Origin of the sequence: Clostridioides sp. ZZV14-6150 (genome assembly GCF_020657875.1) — a bacterium.
Lineage (GTDB): Bacteria > Bacillota > Clostridia > Peptostreptococcales > Peptostreptococcaceae > Clostridioides.
Window position 1 is genome coordinate 161,853 of record NZ_JAGWDA010000002.1, and the last position, 18,441, is coordinate 180,293.

Here is an 18,441-nt window from a genome sequence, read left to right on the forward strand (position 1 = left end):
ATTTAGCAACATTTTGAGTCTATAATTGACTTTATATAGAATATTAAAAATAAAAGGAGTGAATATATGGAAAAAATATTAGTAGTAGAAGATGATACTATATTAAATAAAACACTATCATATAACTTAAATGAAGAGAGATATATGGTTATTTCAAAATTTACAGCTATATCTGCTTTAGAATCTATTGCTAAACACAAATTTGATTTAATTATTTTAGATGTTAATCTACCAGATAAAAGCGGATTTGATTTATGCAAGAAAATTAAAGAAAATTATGATATCCCTATAATTTTTTTAACTGCCAATGATATGGATTATGATATGATTAAAGGTTATGAACTTGGAGCTTTGGATTATATAACAAAACCATTTAACATCAATGTGTTTAAACAAAAAGTAAGAGCACTTTTAAAGCATATTACAACAAAAACAAAACAAGATTGCTATGATGATGGACATCTCAAGATTAACTTTTCTGAGCTCTCTGCATGTATAAATGGCAATCAAATTGTATTTACGCCACTAGAATATCGTACTTTAAAACTATTTATTGAAAATCCCAAAAATATTCTAACAAGAAAAATACTTTTAGAAAAACTTTGGGATATAGATGCTAATTTCGTAGATGAACATACTTTGACATCTGTTATAAGTAGAATTAGAAGTAAAATTGAAAAAGATGACTCTCAATATATTAAAACAGTATATGGTATGGGATACATGTGGATAGGTGAAAAAAATGAATTTTAAAAAATTTTCTTTTAATTCTATTTATTTAATAATTGCTGTTAGTATGGCTCTTACAACTATTCTATTCAATATAGGAATTTATATAATAACTAATGATTTTAAAATAGTTGCCCTATTATTAATATATACAATAATATTCTGTGGTTTTATATTATTAATCATGCTCTTACTTCATAAGAAAATAACTCTCTTTTGCTCTGAGATATGTTTAACTTTAGATAAGATGATGAATAGTGAAGATAATCTAGAAATTGCTTTTGAAGAAGAAACTCTTTTGTCGCGTATTAATCATAGAATGATTAGAATGTATGAAGTCATTCAAGAAAGTCGTCATAATATTGCTATGGAAAAAGCTGATTTACAAGAATTAGTTTCTGATATATCTCATCAAATCAAAACTCCTATTGCAAATTTAAAGATAATTAATACTACCCTATTAAATCAGAATCTTAAAACGGAAATTCAAAATGAGTTTTTGATGGATATGCAAGGTCAATTAGATAAATTAGAATTTTTAATACAGTCTATGATAAAAACTTCAAGACTAGAAACAGGTATAATTACATTATCTAAAAAGAAGAATTTGATTTATGAAACAATTGCTACTTCACTTAGTGGAATTTTATTTGATGCTGAAAAAAAGAACATTGAAGTTACAGTTGATTGTGATTCAAACTTATGTATATGTCATGATAAAAAATGGACTTCTGAAGCTATTTTCAATATATTAGATAATGCAGTGAAGTACACAAGCCCTAAAGGTAAAATACATATATCTACAGAATGCTGGGTTATGTATGTTAAAATAGATATTACTGATACTGGAAAAGGCATATCGGAAAGTCACCAAGCAGAAATTTTTAAGAGATTCTATCGTGAAGAAGATGTACATGATATAGATGGTATTGGAATTGGTCTATATCTCTCAAGAAAAATTATATCTCTTCAAGGTGGATATATTAAAGTTACATCAAAAATTGGAAAAGGCTCTACTTTTTCTATATTTTTGCCTAATAAATAAATTTTCAAATATTTTATTTGTGATAATTCTGCAACATTTTGATTATATACTGTACTTACAATATATGAAGGAGGTCCTTATGATGAGTATTTTACAAGTAATAGACTTAAAGAAATATTATGGTAGAAATTCAAACATTACAAAAGCTCTTGATGGTGTGAGCCTATCTGTTGAAAAAGGGGAATTTATTTCTATTGTAGGTACATCTGGTAGTGGTAAATCTACATTATTAAATATGATGGGCGGTTTAGACAATCCTACATCCGGAAATGTAATTATAAGAGGAAAAGAATTATCAACTATGAATGATGAACAACTTACAATTTTTCGACGTAGAAACATAGGTTTTATATTCCAAAATTATAATCTTGTTCCCTTACTTAATGTATATGAAAATATCATTTTGCCAATTGGATTGGATGGTGAAACACTAGACAAAGACTTTATAAATGAAATTATAAGTCTACTAGCACTAGATGAAAAACTATATGATGTTCCAGGTAATCTTTCTGGAGGACAACAGCAACGTGTTGCTATTGCAAGGGCACTTGTAACGAAACCTGCTATTATACTTGCTGATGAACCAACAGGTAATCTTGACAGTAAAACAAGTGCAGATGTATTAGGTTTACTTAAAATGACAAGTGAGAAATTTAACCAAACAATTGTAATGATTACCCATAATAATGAAATTGCACAATTAGCAGATAGAATTATTCGTATTGAAGATGGAAAAATTGATAACTAGGAGGTGAAATATATGTTTAAAAATAATAATGGTGCTTTCATTAGAAAAATAGCATTGAATGATTTAAAAATTAATAAGCTTAAATTTTTTCTTTCAGGTATTATTATAATGATTTCTACATGTTTATTATTAACGACTGCTTTAGTTTCATATAATGGTTCTATGGATTTAATTAATGCATCTCCCTATCATGCGAGATATCAATCTGTAAATGAAAAATCAAAAAATATATTACAGCAAAATAAAAACTTTAGTAGCGTAGGAGTTTATAAGTTACTTGGTAATGAGATAAAATCAGATTATAGGATGTCAATGATATATGCAGATAAGACTGCAATTGAGCTTCTAAATTTTAAACTACTAAAAGGAACTATCCCAACAAATAAATATGAAATTGCTATTTCAGAAAAATATCTGCATGAACTTGGTTTAAATAAAGACCTTGGAGATAGTATTACATTAAAATATCGTGATAATATTACTAACAAAGAAATACAAAGTAATTTTATTATTGTTGGATTTGTAGAAAATTATTATCAAGATAATGCTAAGCAATACTATACAGTTGTTTCCAATGATTATCTAAAGAATGTAGCTTCTACACCTTTACAAATCAAAAGCAATAATTTTGATGAAGCAACTCCAAATACTGTAGATGTATTAGTTAGATTATCAAAAGAAAATTTAGAAAAATCCCCTACTTCAATTAAGACTCAATTAAATGAAATTGGTTCCTCTTTAAATATTAAAAAACATAATATATATTTAAATGATAATTATATTGAATCAAATTTAATTGATAGTGAACAAGTTATTACAGTTTTAATAGTAGGAGTAATTATTCTTTTTTCTAGTTTATTTGTTATTTATAGTATTTTTTATATTTCAGTTGTTAATTCGGTTCAAATGTATGCAAAATTGAAAGCACTTGGTATGACTTCTTTGCAATTAAGAAAGATTATTTACCTACAAGGAAATATTTTATCTATTATTTTTATTCCAATAGGCATTATATCTTCCTGCATAATTACATATATAATTCAACCTTTAGCATGGCAAATGACTACTGACTTATTTATTATTGTAGTATTATTAATAGTAATATTTTTGACTGTAAGAATTTCTTTAAATAAACCAGCTAGAATTATTTCTAAAACTTCTGCTATTGAAGCTATGCAATATGCAGAAATTAAATTTAGAAATAAAATTAAAACACTTAATCATATAAATATTAAAAATTTAGCACTAAAAAATATTGAGGTAAATAGAAAGAAAAATTTAATAGCATTAATTTCATTGAGTATTAGTGGAATATTATTTATTTCAATTGCTAGTCTTGCTAATTCTATAGATTTTAATAAACAGATGTCTCAGACATTCGTTTATAATGAAAATTATATTATTGGAAATAAAATTGACAATTTGTATGAACGCATTACACAAATTCAGCAAAATAATCCATTTACAAACACTCTTAAAAATGAAATCAATTCAATTTATGGAGTACAAAAGGTAATTGAATCTAAAGGAATTAAATGTGAAGTTATAGACCCTTCAATTAAAGATGAAGATGGAAGTAAAGTTACAACATTGATTGAAGGTATCACACCAGAGCTTGCAAAATCATTCCAAAAGTATATTGTAAATGGAAAAATTGACTATAATCAATTGGATTCAAACAGCTTAATTGTAAATAAATATAAAACAAAATCTTATGGAATTGATTTGAAAATTGGAAGTACAATTACATTTAACATATTTAGTGGAAATGACATCATCAAAAGACAAATGAAAATAGTTGGAATAATCGATAATTCCAATACAGGATGTATGTTCTTTACTTCAGATAAGGCTTTAGATAAAATAACACCATATAATACAAATTTACATTTTTCAATTTTATCTGATAAAAAGTATTCAAAAGAAGTTGAAGAAAAACTATTAAATATTATTCAAAATAATTCAAATTTAATCCTTTATTCATATGATAATGATTATAAAATGCTAACTAGAGCTTTTAAGTATATGATTATAGCTGCATATGTATTTGTTGGCTTAATTTCCTGTTTTGGTATCCTTAATATGACAAATATTCTTGTAAATAGTGTATTAATTAGAAAAAAAGAGTTTGCCTTGCTTCAGGCAGTTGGAATGACAAAAAAACAGTTGCACAAAATGCTCTATCGAGAAGGTTTGAATTTGAGTATTAAAGCTATATTTGTATCGATTATATTGGGTTATTGTGGTTCAAAATTACTCTGCTTTTTTATAAAAGATGTTATTAGATTAGACTTCATTAATTTCAATTTTTCTATCTTTTCTATTTTAATTTTTTCATTTGTGTTAATATGCATACAAATATTAATAATTGAATTACTTATAAGAAATCTAGAAAAACAATCCCTTACAGAACGTTTACGCTCTCAATAAGAATAGATATAAAAATAGCTACTTTTATACTACACTCAACATAGATTTTCAAAATTCGGAGGGTCAGAAAACTTTGATTTTACGACCCTCTGTTTGTTTTTTTACCTTCTATTGTTTATCTTCTGAATATATCAATCGAATGACTCGTAACGCCTATTAAATCTTCGCGTTCACAAGTAGCAAAGTGATACTTCAAATATAACTCAAATGCGTCATCATCCATAGCATCTACTGCTTCATGCATACATAGGGCTAAACCGTCTGATGCGACGTAATGCAGTCTTGTTACAGGAAAGACAGACATCAAATCGTCAATGTTTTCTTTACGGACAAGTTCAAACAAATCATTTGGCTCTGACTTGGTAGCAAATGTCTGTGGGTCAATCAAGCCCTTTTCAATATATTCAGCTACATTGATATTTCCTCGGTTGAACCCTTCATCAATAAGACAGCCATCAGATATAACATATGCAGCAAAAATCACACCCCCATGTTTTGTTACACGAATAGCCTCATGTAGAGCTTGTTGCTTATCCTCTTTGTTATAAAGATGATACAACGGACCTAACAACAATGTAATGTCATATTCATTATCTGGGAAAACAGATAAATCCATAGCATTACCTTGAGTAATAGTTATATTTTCATTTGATTGAATATTTTTACGGAAAACTTCTATGTTATGTTCGACCAATTCCACTGCATCGACGTCATATCCCTGACGTGCCAGCGTGTGAGAATAGCGACCAGTTGCAGCACCAATTTCAAGCACACGGTCGCCAGGTTTTATGTACTTCTCAATGTAATGCATAGTAGTTAGGAATTCAACTGTTCCATGCTTTAATGCCAACCGACTATCTTCGTCGTAATTATTGTAAAAATCAATTAAGTATTGGTTTGTTTTCATATTGCACCCCCTTCTGTATTAGTTAGTAAACATCAAATAGATAAATTCCAATCCGTTTTTTCTTGTCTTATAAAAGCTGATAATATATTTTTTAACATTTTTTCAGCACTATTTCTATCTAATGTTATTTTTTTTGTTGCTGTTAAGACAGCTATGCCATGAGTATAAAGAAATAAATCTAAAAATATGACTTTTGCACATTCTAACTCTATTCCAATGCTTTCCGAAAAAAGCCTTGCCTTTTTTTCATTATCAATTTCTTTATAAAAATCATTTGCCTCTTCCATCATCAAATCTAAATCGTTTATAAATAGCAACTTAAATAAATGTGTTTCTTCTTGAGCAAATTCAATGTATGAAAGTGGAAGTAATAAATAGTGACTGACATTTTCAGAGTTATGATAATTAATAACATACTGATTATAGTATTCGTATGCAAAAGCAAGAAATTCAGATTTTAATTCATCCATGTTTTCATAACAAGTAAAAATTGGTCGAGTAGAACATTGTAATTTACTTGCAATACTCCTTGCATTTACAGTTTCAAATCCTGTTTCTCTTGTAATATCCAAGACAATATTCAAAATCATTTCTTTCGTTATTTTTGCTTTAGGTGGCATATAAGTTCACTTCTCCATTAAAATTTTATAAAACACATGTGTTGTATAACAATTATTATATATCAAAAAAATTATGTCAAGAAAAAATTTTGCATTTTTTTGTCATTCCTGGGGTTAATAAATAAAAAATGAGTTGCAATTAATCAATTAATAGACAATTGCAACTCATTTTTTATTTTAAATAGTTTTCTTTTTATCTGATATTTCATATACATAATCTTCTGATGAATTACTATCATTTTCTCTTCTCTTTTTAGAATCTATTAGCACAAAATAAAGTATAAAGCCTACTACAAGACCCCATGTTCCACCTTTAGCAGCAATTACACCACCCATCAGCCCAATTAAACCTCTCTCTACGCCAGTATCACATAGTTCCATTGATAGTTTAGTACATAAATAACCTTGAACTAGAAGTGTCACTGATAATGCTAATGGTATAAGAGGAGTAGCTATTTGTGCAATTGGATAAAAGCAAATAAAAATAGCTGAAACCCATACTAACGTACCCATACCACTAAAAATAGACTGCATTGCTTCCTTTCCGACCTTATATCTTTGAGCAACACTTCCAGTAAGAGTTGCCGCCAATGGACCACACATAGCTATATATGGAGAAATAACTGCCATAGCAATATTTCTTATTCCACTTATAACATTAGACCTATTGGAATTAAAATCAATATACTCATCTGTTCTGTTTTTACTTTCAGAAAGAACTAAATTTTCACCTGTTATAAAATCACCAAACGCAATTATGTATATCATGAAAGCCATTGGCAATCCTTGTATAAATAATATTACACTTGGAAAACCTATTCCAAAAGGAGATACTGTATCTATTAGTTTTTGAAAATCCATTATATAAATAATATTTTCAAAATTAAAGCTAGGAATTCCTATTTCTTTACTAAATATTCCTATAATTAAACTCACTAAAATAGCTGGAACCACGCCATATTGACCTAATCGAAACAAAAACTTATTCTTTATTTTTAGAGCATCAAATTTTTCAGAAAACATTACAAAACAAGCAACTAAAATCCCTACTGTTATAGATATTGGATAAGATTCAAATCTGCCTTTAGGACTAAATTCTGATATTACAGTTGATATACCAACTCCCATAAGTATCCCACCTTTGATGGAATTTGGGATTCTATTTACTAGTTTTCCAGCTATACCTGTTATTCCCATTAAAATAAATATAATTCCTAAATCTATTTGTAAAGCTGTTAATGCTTGTATTCTTTCAATACCAATATTGAACTTTAACAAATATGCAGTTGTAAGAGTTATAGAAGCTGTAATCCAGCCAGGAACTACTGGGTCTCCCATAAAAACATGTAAGCAGTACAATATTGAGTTAATGATAGCCATACTCCATGCGACTTCATATGGTAATCCTAATATTTGCGTGCTAAGTCCAATAGTTCCTAAGCTTGTCATACTTGATATTATGCCTTGAATAGCTTCTGGTTTCTCAAATCTGTAATGTATAAATGGAATTCGTATCTTAAACATTCCAAATTTTATATGAGGCTGTTCACTTCTAGTGAGTCTTTCCATAATTTCACTCCACCTTTCAATAACTCTTATAATTGTTTATAAATTATCAATCTTGTTAAAACTAGTATATAACATACAAATTACATAAACAATAAATTAAAGTTGTAAAATTGATAGATTTTGTGCATATATAGAAAAATATAGTCATTTTTATTTTTTTATATCAATTGATAAAGGTTCTTTATAAAATTCAATAGTTCTTTTCCATGATTCAAACTGTCCTTTTGCATTACCTTCTACAGTTCCTCCTGAAGAAAATATTCCTCCATCCATATTCACAAATAAAGTTTCCTTTAGAGGCACAATATATGGAATTGGTAAAGGATGTCCCATCTTATCATATGTTAATAGTTCCACATTATATTGGTAGTTATTTTTTTTAAGTTTTTCCATGATTTCTACACAACCATCATAACTATTCCAAATATTATCTTCTTTTCCAGAAATCATAAGAATATCAGCTTCAGAATTTTCTACTTTTATTCTAGCTTCTTCTTTATTGTCTGCCCTTACAATGCTTTTCTTATAGGTACTGGCAAATCCAAATGGGATTCCTTTTTCTATATCTTTTTTCTGGTCTTCAAAAAATATATTATTGTCGACTTTGATATATGGAAGTGGCTTACCTTTATATGACCATGATGAAGTATCTTTTCCATTCATCTGTCCATCAAGTGCTTGAAAACAATACGCATGAGGCTGTGATACTACTACTTTTTTAATTTGCTTATATCTTGAAGCAAGTAAAAGTGCTAATTCGCCACCTTTTGATGTTCCATGTACAAATAGTTCTTTAGTATTAGTGATTTCATTTTCACTAATCCATTTAAATACGTTTTCAAAGTATTCTAATGGTACTTCTTCTAATTTACTTGGCAATCCTTCTAAATCAAAATAAGCAACTGTTAGTACATTGAATCCTCTAGATGCAAGTGGAGCTGCTAAAAGTTCTAAAGCATCTAAATTTCCATCAGAACCACCTAAAACTAAAATTGTTTTATTACTAGAATTTTGTTTATAAAATAATTTTCCTATAAATTCATCTGATATGTCTTTTGTGATAATATCTTCTGTTTTAAACAATCTCTTCAACCTAACCTCTTTTCTTTCAATATCAGATTCAAATATCATATTCATGATTATTGGTTTATCAATAGATATATTTTCTGCAAAATTTTTACCTTCAGTGTTCGATTTTTTCAGGGAATAAATTAACCCCATGCAGTCAGCCGTTTTATAAGACCCTTCTAAAGGTTCCACTGAATCTAAATTCACTTCTCCTTTTTCATTTGAATAAAATACTCCATAAGATGAAAATTCCTCTCCTTTACACCATGGAAATTCCATTTTCATAGATACTCTTAATTTACTATTTGGAATTAAGTCTGAAACTATAACTTTAATTTTATCATCTACAAGTGATTCTACATCGTACACATTTACTTTCATAATTGATTCCTCCATATAATAATTAGTGTTCATGAGTTATATATATTTGAAATAAATTTCTTTAGTAGACTATTAATAATTCAAATATACGACATTATGTTGACTATTTTATTATATCAATTCAAATCAATTTAGTCAATATATTGTCTTTTTTATTTAATTCAAATTCTCTTAACAATATGAACCATTTTTAACTTAAAATTTTACTTATATTGGATGATAAAAAAAGTGAAATTTAAATATAATCTTTATGATTAATAAAATACCATAGAAATTTTCTTTAAGAAGTTAGATAGAATATAGCTGAAAAAATAAAAAACCACACCTTTAAAGGAATGGTTTTTATCTAGAAAATATAAATTATTTTTTAGTAAGCTTAACAAGTATTTTTTATTTAAAATTTTAGTACAATCATATATTTTTTTATTTACAGATTATATAAAATTTATGCATTGGCAAAAGTGTATATGGCATTAACTCTTGCTATATATAGATTTTCATCACTACATCCAATATACTTAGCATACTTTTCAATCTTCTCTCTTGCATTTTCAGCATCACTTTCATCGCTCTCTACTAGTTCATTTATATAAAGATCCATTAAGGAAGCCTTATATTCTTTTATATCATATCCTAAAAACTCAGTTAATCTTTCAATCTCTTTACTAAAATCACCATCCTCTTTTACCAAAAATTCGTATACGTCTTCTCTATATGGATTTAATGTTATTATTTGTTTTACAACCTTACACTCATCTGCTTTTCCAATAAAACCATCTTTATAATTATTAAATAAGGCATTAGATTTTTTTATAGATTCTTCATCAATATAAGAATGGACTTCACTGACTCTATTTTCTATAAGAGCATCTATAACAGCATAATGAATTTTGAAACAATCATTATACAAATAATTACTCATTTTTTTTACTGTAGATTCGATTTCTAAAAAATTTGCATAATTATTTTTTTTATTCTTATTTGGTATAATAAAAGTTTTATTTAAGTTATTAAAAAGCCTTTTAAAATCTAAATATTTTTCACAATAAACACTTTTAAAGGTATCAATATCTATAGTTATAATTCCAAAACTCACTATAGTCTCGATTCCTTTCTTAAAAGATTCTTCTATATATTTTTCTCCTAGATTTAGACCTCTATCTGATATTTGTTTTAGATTTTGAAAATTATTTAAACAATCTCTCTCAAAGTTTTTAGAAATTTCTAAAGCATACAATTTAAAAATTTTTCTTATCTTATTATAATTATTTTTTGTATCATCAAACCTGATAATAGCTCCATTTACATCAAATGTAATCATTGAGTTTTAACCTCCCCCATTAGTTTCATCAATAAAATAAATTTAATATAAACTTTATAATCATAATATTAAACTTATTTCTACTATAATTATTAATTTGATGATAAAAGCCATTTTCCTTCTAAATAAAAAATTTGTCTAAAGTTTTTAAAAAATTTAGACAAACTTTAAGTTTTTAATTTCTAGATTAATCCAAACACACCAAATAATATTGGCATAAATATAGCTGGCAAAAGATTTGCTACCTTTATATTTGTTAGCTTAAGTACATTTAAACCAAGACCTATAATTAATAAACTTCCTGCAGCTGTCATTTCTGTAACTACAGGGTCACTTAAAAATCCATTTAAGAATGATGCCCCTAAACATATAATACCTTCATATAAAAATACAGATACAGCAGAAAACATTACACCTATACCTAAAGAAGCCGTAAATATAATAGAAGCTATCCCATCTATTACTGATTTTACAAATAGAGTATCATGGCTTCCTGTAAGTCCACTTTCTAATGAACCAACTACTGCCATAGCCCCTATACAAAACAACAAACTAGATGATATAAAACCTTCAGCAATAGAATCTTTTTTGTTGCCTTTAGAAAATCTACTCTGTAAAAATGCCCCTAATTTATTTACCCATTTATCAATATCTATTAATTCTCCTATTAAAGCCCCTAAAGCTATAGATATTATCGTTACTAGTGTATTTTTTCCTTCTAGTGCTCCTGATATCCCTATATATAATACACATAATGCAATTCCATTCATTATAGTATCACTTACTCTTTGAGGTAATCCTCCTTTGATTATAAGACCTACTATACATCCTCCTGCAATTGCTAGACTATTTGCTATTACTCCAAACATTTTTTCTCCCCTCGATTAGCTAATTAAAATTTGCTCCCATTATCAAAACTTAAACATCAATACTTTGTATTGGATATTTTAAATATTCCAAAAATTCTTCAAAGCCCTTTCTAGATATGTTTACAGTTTTAGTATTTATATTCGGATGAAAATTTAAATACTCTTCTTTAATTACATCCTCATCTATGTAAAGCTCTACTTTTCTTTCTGTATCATTTACCAATGAAAAAGGATTTACACTTCCAGGGAGAAGTTTAAGTACATTGTATAATCTTTCAGGCGAAGCAAATGATAACCTAGAACTTCCTATTTTTTCTTTAACTGAATTTAAATCAACATGTTTATCCCCTCTAACTACAATTAGATAGTATTTATTTCCTTTAGCATTTCTTAAAAATAAATTTTTACACTGACATCCTTTTGTTATATCATTTAAAATTACTAACTGTTCTGCTGTATATACAGCTTCATGTTCTACTACCTCATATTTAATATTTAATTTATCTAATACATTGTATATTTTAGTTTCATTTAAATTTAATTCATTTTCATCTGATAATTCTGTCATTTTATCTTTTAAATCACTCATCATACTATAATCTCCTTTAATACTTTGTATATTACACCTATGTCACTTTATTTTATAGTAAAATATTATTCTACTATGGCTATTGCTCTTACTGGAGCACCATCAGCATCATTATACTTAAATGGAGCTGCTATAAATAAAAATCTTTCTGGCACAGCTTCTAAATTGGTAAGATTCTCTATTATTATTTTACCTTTTTCAAATAAAATATGATGCACTTCAAACGATAACGTATCATATCTATCTACTGACAACATATCAATCCCTATTCCTTTTATATTACTATCAGCTATATAGTGTGCAGCCTCTTCTGTTAAAGTAGGATAACCTACATAATATTGTTTTTTATCCCAAAACTTTGACCAGCCTGATTTAAATATTATAAACTCACTACTTTTTATCTCATCTTCATATTTTTTTAGATATTCCAATTCTATATTTTTGCTTCCTTGCTCAAGTTCTAATACATAAGCCTGACCAACAAAATTTTCTATATCCAATGTATCTAAGGATTCCCCTTTAGTATACATATGTTTTGGCGAATCCATATGAGTTCCATTGTGAGAAAATACACTGATTAATGTTTCTTGATATCCATTTTCTTCAATAATAGCTATTTTTTTTATATCTGGTCTATTAGGCTCTGCATATACAGGCATATCATTATGTGTCACATGAGTTAAATCAAAAACCTTCATTTTTATACCCCCTATGTTTTATTTTCTATTATATACCTAAATTCACTTTATTTCTATTGGATTTTATCCTATTATTGCCAAATTAATATATACTTTTTATAAAATTTAATGGATTCATAGAAAAATCTTGAAAAGAATTATCAGTAAATATAATATCTTCTCCCAAAAAACGTTTATATCTTCTTTCTTCTTTCTTTAAAGTAATCCTTTGTTTTTGTGAATGATTGTTAAAAACCATTATTTTAAGTGGGGCTTTTTTTCGATTTGTCTGAACTCTTTTTAACATATATTTTATATGCATATCAGCTTCAGGAAATGAATATCCACAAAATATTAAAAGGTCAGTATCTCTTAAAGTTTTTTCTGTTTCATTCCAGACATTACTTAAAAATATATTTGACATATTCTTAAAATATGTTGGTGGAACTATAATAGGTTCTGTCAATTCATTGCATTCTAGACATTTTGTCTCTGAACTGTTTTCAATTAGTTTCATAACACCACCTTCATGTGGTGTAAGAGTTAAACTGTTACAAATGGGACAGTAAAGCCAGTTCAATGAACCATGTATCTTATAGAGTTTAATTAATGGTTCTTTCGGTTTTCTCCAGTTTAATTCTTCCTTAAAATTAGTAAATTCTACACCATAATCAAGCATAATAGGCAAATTATTTTTATCTCTTAAACCAGTAACTGTATTGTCTATATGTATATCATAATTTGCACTAATAAAAGTTGTATCAAGGAGTAAATCATCTTGTAAAAGATTTTCAACTAGAAGTTTGTGATATTTATTATCTGTTCTAGGTGTGTTATGGATTGCTTCAGCCATCAACAGTATTAAATACTGTCTTAAAAAACGTATACTATCACTCCTATTATTTAAATTTTCAAGTCCAAAATTTCTAAATCCTTCTCTTCTTTGTTCTGCTAAATCTAAAAGCCCTAAAACTTCTTCAAATGTTGGAAAATTTGCATTATCTAGATTATCTTTTCTTATATCAATATTAAACATTTGTTTAAAAAAAGCATACAATTCTCTATTCATATCAGTATCATAATTTTTAGGTTTTAATTTCTTAAAGTATTCACTAAATAATTCATTTTGAATAGGTAAATTTTCTGCAGCTGATGCTCCTGCTCCCAAAAATATAGCTATTTTCATATAATTCCTCCTATATAAACATTACTATTATTTTTTATATCTATTAAATATTTATCTTATTAACCTATTTAATAATACAATAATAAAGCTGTCTTTTACTAGAAAAAATCCTATTACAAGACAGCTTTATATTTATATTTAAATCTTTAATAATTCATAAATAGAAAGAGCATATATTTGAGCAGCTTTTACAATATCTTCTACTATCAAATGTTCATTAGCTTGATGCTCTGTTTCTGGTTTCCCTGGGAAAATAGCTCCAAAGGCAACACAATTGTCTAAAGCTCTTGCATAAGTTGCTCCTCCAGATGAAAGAGGTGTTCCATCAAGACCAGTTTCCTCTTCATATACTTTTCTCAATGTTTTAACAAGAAGTGTATCTTCTGGAACATAAATTGAATCCAAGAAATCATATTCTTTATAATCTAAATTATATTTATCTGTTATTTTCTTTAGTTCTTTTACAAAGTCATCTTTTTTATATGTTACAGGAATTCTTACATCAATTCCAGCAAATTCTTTTTTACTATCGATAGTTACTTTACCTATATTTACTGTTAATTTTCCTGACACATCATCCTTGCAATTAGGAACTATATTGTTTCCATTAGCATCTTCACCAATAACTTCTCCTAAAAACTTAATTATATTAGAATCTATCCCTATATTATTAAGAGCTATACAAAGTCTAGCTACTGCATTTATACCAGTATCACTGGCTGCTGAATGAACACTTTTTCCTATTATACATATTTTATTACCTTCAACAGTGTATTCAAAACCTAATTTATCTAATTCTTTTTTTAACTTATCAGAATATTTTCCAATATAAACTGCTTTTCCTGGAACTGCATTTAAAGCCTTCCCAACTGATAATTCTATATCACTTTTACTATCACATGTTAAATGAACTTGTAAAAGACCTTTTTCTGCATTTGTTATTGGGAATCTAGAATCAGGAGTAAATCCATAGTCTGGTACGTCTTCATTATTTTCTTTGTATTTATTTATACATCTCCAAAGATTTTCTTCATCAGCTCCAAAAATAAATCTTATTCTCTTATTTAAATCTATATTTAAATCCATAAGAGCTTTTACTGCATAAATTGCTGATATTGTAGGTCCCTTATCATCTTGTGTTCCTCTTCCATATAATTTACCATCTTCTAAAACACCTTCAAATGGAGGATAATTCCAGCTTTCTAAGTCACCTTCTGGAACTACATCAACATGACCAAGTATACCTATCATTTTTTCACCTTGTCCTATTTCTGCATAGCCATAATATCCATCTTTATATACTGTTTTAAACCCTAAAGATTTACATAAGTCTAAAATACCTCTTAAAGCCTTATCTATATTTTCCCCAAATGGGAAATTTTCAGTTGGCTCAGATATAACACTAGGTATTTTTACACTTTCTTGTATTGAAGAAATCATTTCATCTTGTAGGGAACTTACTTTTTCTTTAATTTGTTCTTTCATAATTATCACCCTTCAATTCTCATCATAATATACTAGTAAATATTTTGACCTTTTAAAAGAAAAATATGCTTACTTTTTTAGTTTTTTTATAAATTCAATTGCTTTTAAAGTACCCATTTTAGAATGGTCAAATGTAAGCCCTCCTTGGAAATAAACATTGTAAGGAGGTCTTATTGGAGCATCTGCACTTAATTCTATGGAAGAACCTTGTATAAATGCTCCTGCTGCCATTATAACTTCACTTTCATATCCAGGCATATCCCAAGGCACAGGTTTAACATAAGAATCAACTGGAGCAGCTTCTTGTATTCCTTGACAAAAACTTATGACTTCATCACCACTATTAAGTCTAACACACTGAATAATATCACTTCTTAAATCATCATATTTTGGCAATACATCATATCCTAATTTTTCAAAAGCTCTTGAACAAAATATAGCGCCCATTACAGCTTGAGATACTACATATGGTGCTAGAAAAAATCCTTGAAGAACATTTCTAGTAGTTCCAAAGGTAAGACCACATTCTTTACCTATTCCAGGAGAAGTCATTCTATATGATATAAGTTCAATTAAATCTTTTCTACCAGCTATATACCCTCCTGTTAATGCAAGTCCACCTCCAGGATTTTTTATTAGAGAACCAGCCATAACATCTGCTCCAACATCAGTTGGTTCTTTAGTATCTAGAAACTCACCATAACAGTTATCAACCATTACTATAACTTCTGGTTTAACAGATTTTATTACATCAATGGCTTCCTTTATATCACTAATTGAAAGTGATTTTCTCCAAGAATAACCTTTTGACCTTTGTATCATAACAAGTTTAGTTTTATCATTTATTTTTCTTTTAATTCCTTCTAAATCCAAATTTCCATCTTCTAAAAAATCTACATCATCATATGTAACACCATATTCTTTTAAAGAACCTTTTTCTTCTCTTATACCTATAACACCTTCTAAAGTATCATATGGTCTTCCAGTAACAGATAGAATTTCATCTCCTGGTCTGACTATTCCTTGTATACATAAAGTGAGTGCGTGTGTTCCATTTACAATTATTGGTCTTACAAGAGCATCTTCTGTATTAAAAACTTTTGAATAAATTTCCTCTATTTTTTCACGTCCAATATCATTATATCCATATCCTGTGGTCCAATTAAAATGCATGTCACTTAATTTAGATTCTTGCATAGCTTTTAAAACTTTATATTGATTGTATTCTCTTATTTCTTTTATTTCCTCAAACTTATATTTTATATCTTCCATTATTTCTTGTGATAGTTTAAAAGTATCATCATCTACACCATAGTAATCTTTCAATAATTCTTTTGTTTCATTAAGCATTTTATCACCTGTCTCTTTGTTATTTTATTTAAACATATCAAAGGAGACTATTTTACTAAAACAAATAAATTATAGTTTATAAGTTAGCATAAGTCTCCTTTTAATTATCTTAAATTAAATTAATTATCTATTGTTATTGTTGTTATTATTATTTTGATTTTGATTAGTTAAATTAATATATTTACCAGGTTGTATAGTCGAAACAGCATGTTTATAAATCATGTTTTGTTGTCTATTGTCCCCTTCTATCAATATTATATAACTGTCAAATCCTTTTACAAGCCCTTTGACTTGCACTCCATTGACTAAATATATAGTAACAGGTATCCTTTCTTTCCTAGCATTATTTAAAAACAAATCTTGTAAATTTAAAACTGTATTTTTCATTAGATTTGTACCCTCCCAAGATTAAATTGAACATCTAAAATATTCCTATCTTATATTCTATATAAGTTATGGTAAATTTTCAATATGAAGTTGTATACTTAAAAATTTATATATATTATTTTATAGAATTTTTAATATATATAATTATTTCATTTTTTAATAAATCTATATCTTCATATTTATCCAAATCAAACCATTTTGCCGTTTCATATCTTTTAAACCAAGTTATCTGACGTTTTGCATACCTTCTAGAATCCCTTTTTATTATTTCAATGGCTTCTTCATATGTATATTCTCCATCTAAATACTTCAATATCTCTTTGTATCCTATACCTTGCATTGATATCATGTCTTTTTTAAATCCCATGCTTAAGAGTTTTTTAACTTCTTCAACCAAACCACTCTCTAGCATAATATCAACTCTCATATTTATTCTTTCATACAAATGCTCTCTATCTCTATTCAAAACTATTATTATAGGTTGATAATCGTCATTAAATTTTAAGTCACTTGAAAAGTCATTCATTTTCTTACCGCTTAGACAAACTTCAAGCGCTCTTATAACTCTCTTTGTATTGTTTTTATGAATTCTATCAGCAGCTTCTTCATCAAGTGATTTTAATTTATCATGCATGTAATCTATTCCATTCTCAAGAAGTTGTTTTTGAAGTTCTTCTCTTAATTCATTGTTAGCATCAGATTTTGCAAAATCCATATTGTATATTAAAGAATTCAGATAAAGACCAGTTCCTCCAGTCACTAAAACACACTTTCCTTTTTGATTTATTTCAGATATATATTTTTTTGCTCTTTGTTGAAATTCTGAAACTGAAAATGGATAGTCAGGTTTAACCTCATCTATAAGATAATGCTTTACTCCTTGCATTTCCTCTGAAGTAACTTTTGCACTTCCAATATCCATATATTTATATATTTGCATAGAATCTGCTGAGATTATCTCTGCATCCATATCTTTTGCTAACTTTATTGACAAATCAGTCTTTCCAACAGCAGTTGGACCTGTAAGTATTATAAGTGGTATTTTTTTCATAACATTCCTTTCCATGTATTTTAACTATC

At 27.5% G+C, this 18,441-nt stretch carries 17 protein-coding genes; 4 read left to right on the plus strand and 13 right to left on the minus strand.

The features are described from left to right. Positions 1 to 66 precede the first annotated feature (66 nt). The 4 genes from KGF41_RS03220 to KGF41_RS03235 all read left to right on the plus strand — a co-directional run bounded on the left by KGF41_RS03220 (position 67) and on the right by KGF41_RS03235 (position 4,952). A complete protein-coding gene (locus tag KGF41_RS03220) occupies positions 67 to 753 on the plus strand; it encodes a response regulator transcription factor (protein WP_227828022.1) in 687 nt (228 codons plus the stop codon). Further along, positions 743 to 1,774, plus strand: a complete 1,032-nt coding sequence (locus tag KGF41_RS03225) for a sensor histidine kinase (protein ID WP_227856353.1) — start codon at positions 743 to 745, stop codon at positions 1,772 to 1,774. The genes KGF41_RS03220 and KGF41_RS03225 overlap by 11 nt, the downstream gene beginning before the upstream one ends. An 82-nt stretch (positions 1,775 to 1,856) precedes the next feature. Further along, positions 1,857 to 2,522: an ABC transporter ATP-binding protein gene (locus KGF41_RS03230; protein WP_227828020.1), complete on the plus strand. Its 666-nt coding sequence runs from the start codon at positions 1,857 to 1,859 to the stop codon at positions 2,520 to 2,522. Positions 2,523 to 2,534: 12 nt separating this feature from the next. Continuing rightward, a complete protein-coding gene (locus tag KGF41_RS03235; RefSeq protein ID WP_227856354.1) occupies positions 2,535 to 4,952 on the plus strand; it encodes an ABC transporter permease in 2,418 nt (805 codons plus the stop codon). 115 nt (positions 4,953 to 5,067) lie between these two features. Here KGF41_RS03235 and KGF41_RS03240 read toward each other — a convergent pair whose 3' ends face one another. The 13 genes from KGF41_RS03240 to miaA all read right to left on the minus strand — a co-directional run bounded on the left by KGF41_RS03240 (position 5,068) and on the right by miaA (position 18,412). Next, a complete protein-coding gene (locus tag KGF41_RS03240; protein ID WP_227856355.1) occupies positions 5,068 to 5,859 on the minus strand; it encodes a class I SAM-dependent methyltransferase in 792 nt (263 codons plus the stop codon). 32 nt (positions 5,860 to 5,891) lie between these two features. Next, positions 5,892 to 6,479: a TetR/AcrR family transcriptional regulator gene (locus KGF41_RS03245; RefSeq protein WP_227828017.1), complete on the minus strand. Its 588-nt coding sequence runs from the start codon at positions 6,477 to 6,479 to the stop codon at positions 5,892 to 5,894. Positions 6,480 to 6,656: 177 nt separating this feature from the next. Beyond that, positions 6,657 to 8,048, minus strand: coding sequence for a hypothetical protein (locus tag KGF41_RS03250; protein ID WP_227828016.1), 1,392 nt, complete (start codon positions 8,046 to 8,048; stop codon positions 6,657 to 6,659). Positions 8,049 to 8,198: 150 nt separating this feature from the next. Beyond that, on the minus strand, positions 8,199 to 9,497 hold the full coding sequence (locus tag KGF41_RS03255) for an acyl-CoA thioesterase/bile acid-CoA:amino acid N-acyltransferase family protein (RefSeq protein ID WP_227856356.1): 1,299 nt from the start codon (positions 9,495 to 9,497) through the stop codon (positions 8,199 to 8,201). Between the two features lie 445 nt (positions 9,498 to 9,942). After that, the gene (locus tag KGF41_RS03260; protein WP_227828014.1) at positions 9,943 to 10,818 is read right to left on the minus strand and encodes a kinase; all 876 of its coding nucleotides are present in this window, start codon (positions 10,816 to 10,818) and stop codon (positions 9,943 to 9,945) included. A 182-nt stretch (positions 10,819 to 11,000) separates the two neighbouring features. Beyond that, positions 11,001 to 11,687 carry a DUF554 domain-containing protein gene (locus KGF41_RS03265; protein WP_227828013.1) on the minus strand — a complete coding sequence of 229 codons (687 nt, stop codon included), beginning with the start codon at positions 11,685 to 11,687 and terminating at the stop codon, positions 11,001 to 11,003. A gap of 49 nt (positions 11,688 to 11,736) precedes the next feature. Then, positions 11,737 to 12,276 carry a prolyl-tRNA synthetase associated domain-containing protein gene (locus KGF41_RS03270; protein WP_227828091.1) on the minus strand — a complete coding sequence of 180 codons (540 nt, stop codon included), beginning with the start codon at positions 12,274 to 12,276 and terminating at the stop codon, positions 11,737 to 11,739. A gap of 65 nt (positions 12,277 to 12,341) precedes the next feature. After that, positions 12,342 to 12,974, minus strand: a complete 633-nt coding sequence (locus KGF41_RS03275) for a cyclase family protein (protein ID WP_227828012.1) — start codon at positions 12,972 to 12,974, stop codon at positions 12,342 to 12,344. Positions 12,975 to 13,056: 82 nt separating this feature from the next. Further along, positions 13,057 to 14,139 carry an SIR2 family protein gene (locus KGF41_RS03280; RefSeq protein WP_227828011.1) on the minus strand — a complete coding sequence of 361 codons (1,083 nt, stop codon included), beginning with the start codon at positions 14,137 to 14,139 and terminating at the stop codon, positions 13,057 to 13,059. A gap of 138 nt (positions 14,140 to 14,277) precedes the next feature. Next, complete coding sequence (locus KGF41_RS03285; protein ID WP_227840160.1) at positions 14,278 to 15,624, minus strand: M20 family metallopeptidase; 1,347 nt, start codon at positions 15,622 to 15,624, stop codon at positions 14,278 to 14,280. A gap of 69 nt (positions 15,625 to 15,693) precedes the next feature. Then, complete coding sequence (locus tag KGF41_RS03290; protein WP_227856357.1) at positions 15,694 to 16,974, minus strand: aminotransferase class I/II-fold pyridoxal phosphate-dependent enzyme; 1,281 nt, start codon at positions 16,972 to 16,974, stop codon at positions 15,694 to 15,696. A 123-nt stretch (positions 16,975 to 17,097) separates the two neighbouring features. Continuing rightward, positions 17,098 to 17,361: an RNA chaperone Hfq gene (hfq, locus tag KGF41_RS03295; protein ID WP_038811911.1), complete on the minus strand. Its 264-nt coding sequence runs from the start codon at positions 17,359 to 17,361 to the stop codon at positions 17,098 to 17,100. A 115-nt stretch (positions 17,362 to 17,476) separates the two neighbouring features. Then, a complete protein-coding gene (gene miaA / locus KGF41_RS03300) occupies positions 17,477 to 18,412 on the minus strand; it encodes a tRNA (adenosine(37)-N6)-dimethylallyltransferase MiaA (RefSeq protein WP_227828008.1) in 936 nt (311 codons plus the stop codon). Positions 18,413 to 18,441: the final 29 nt, after the last annotated feature.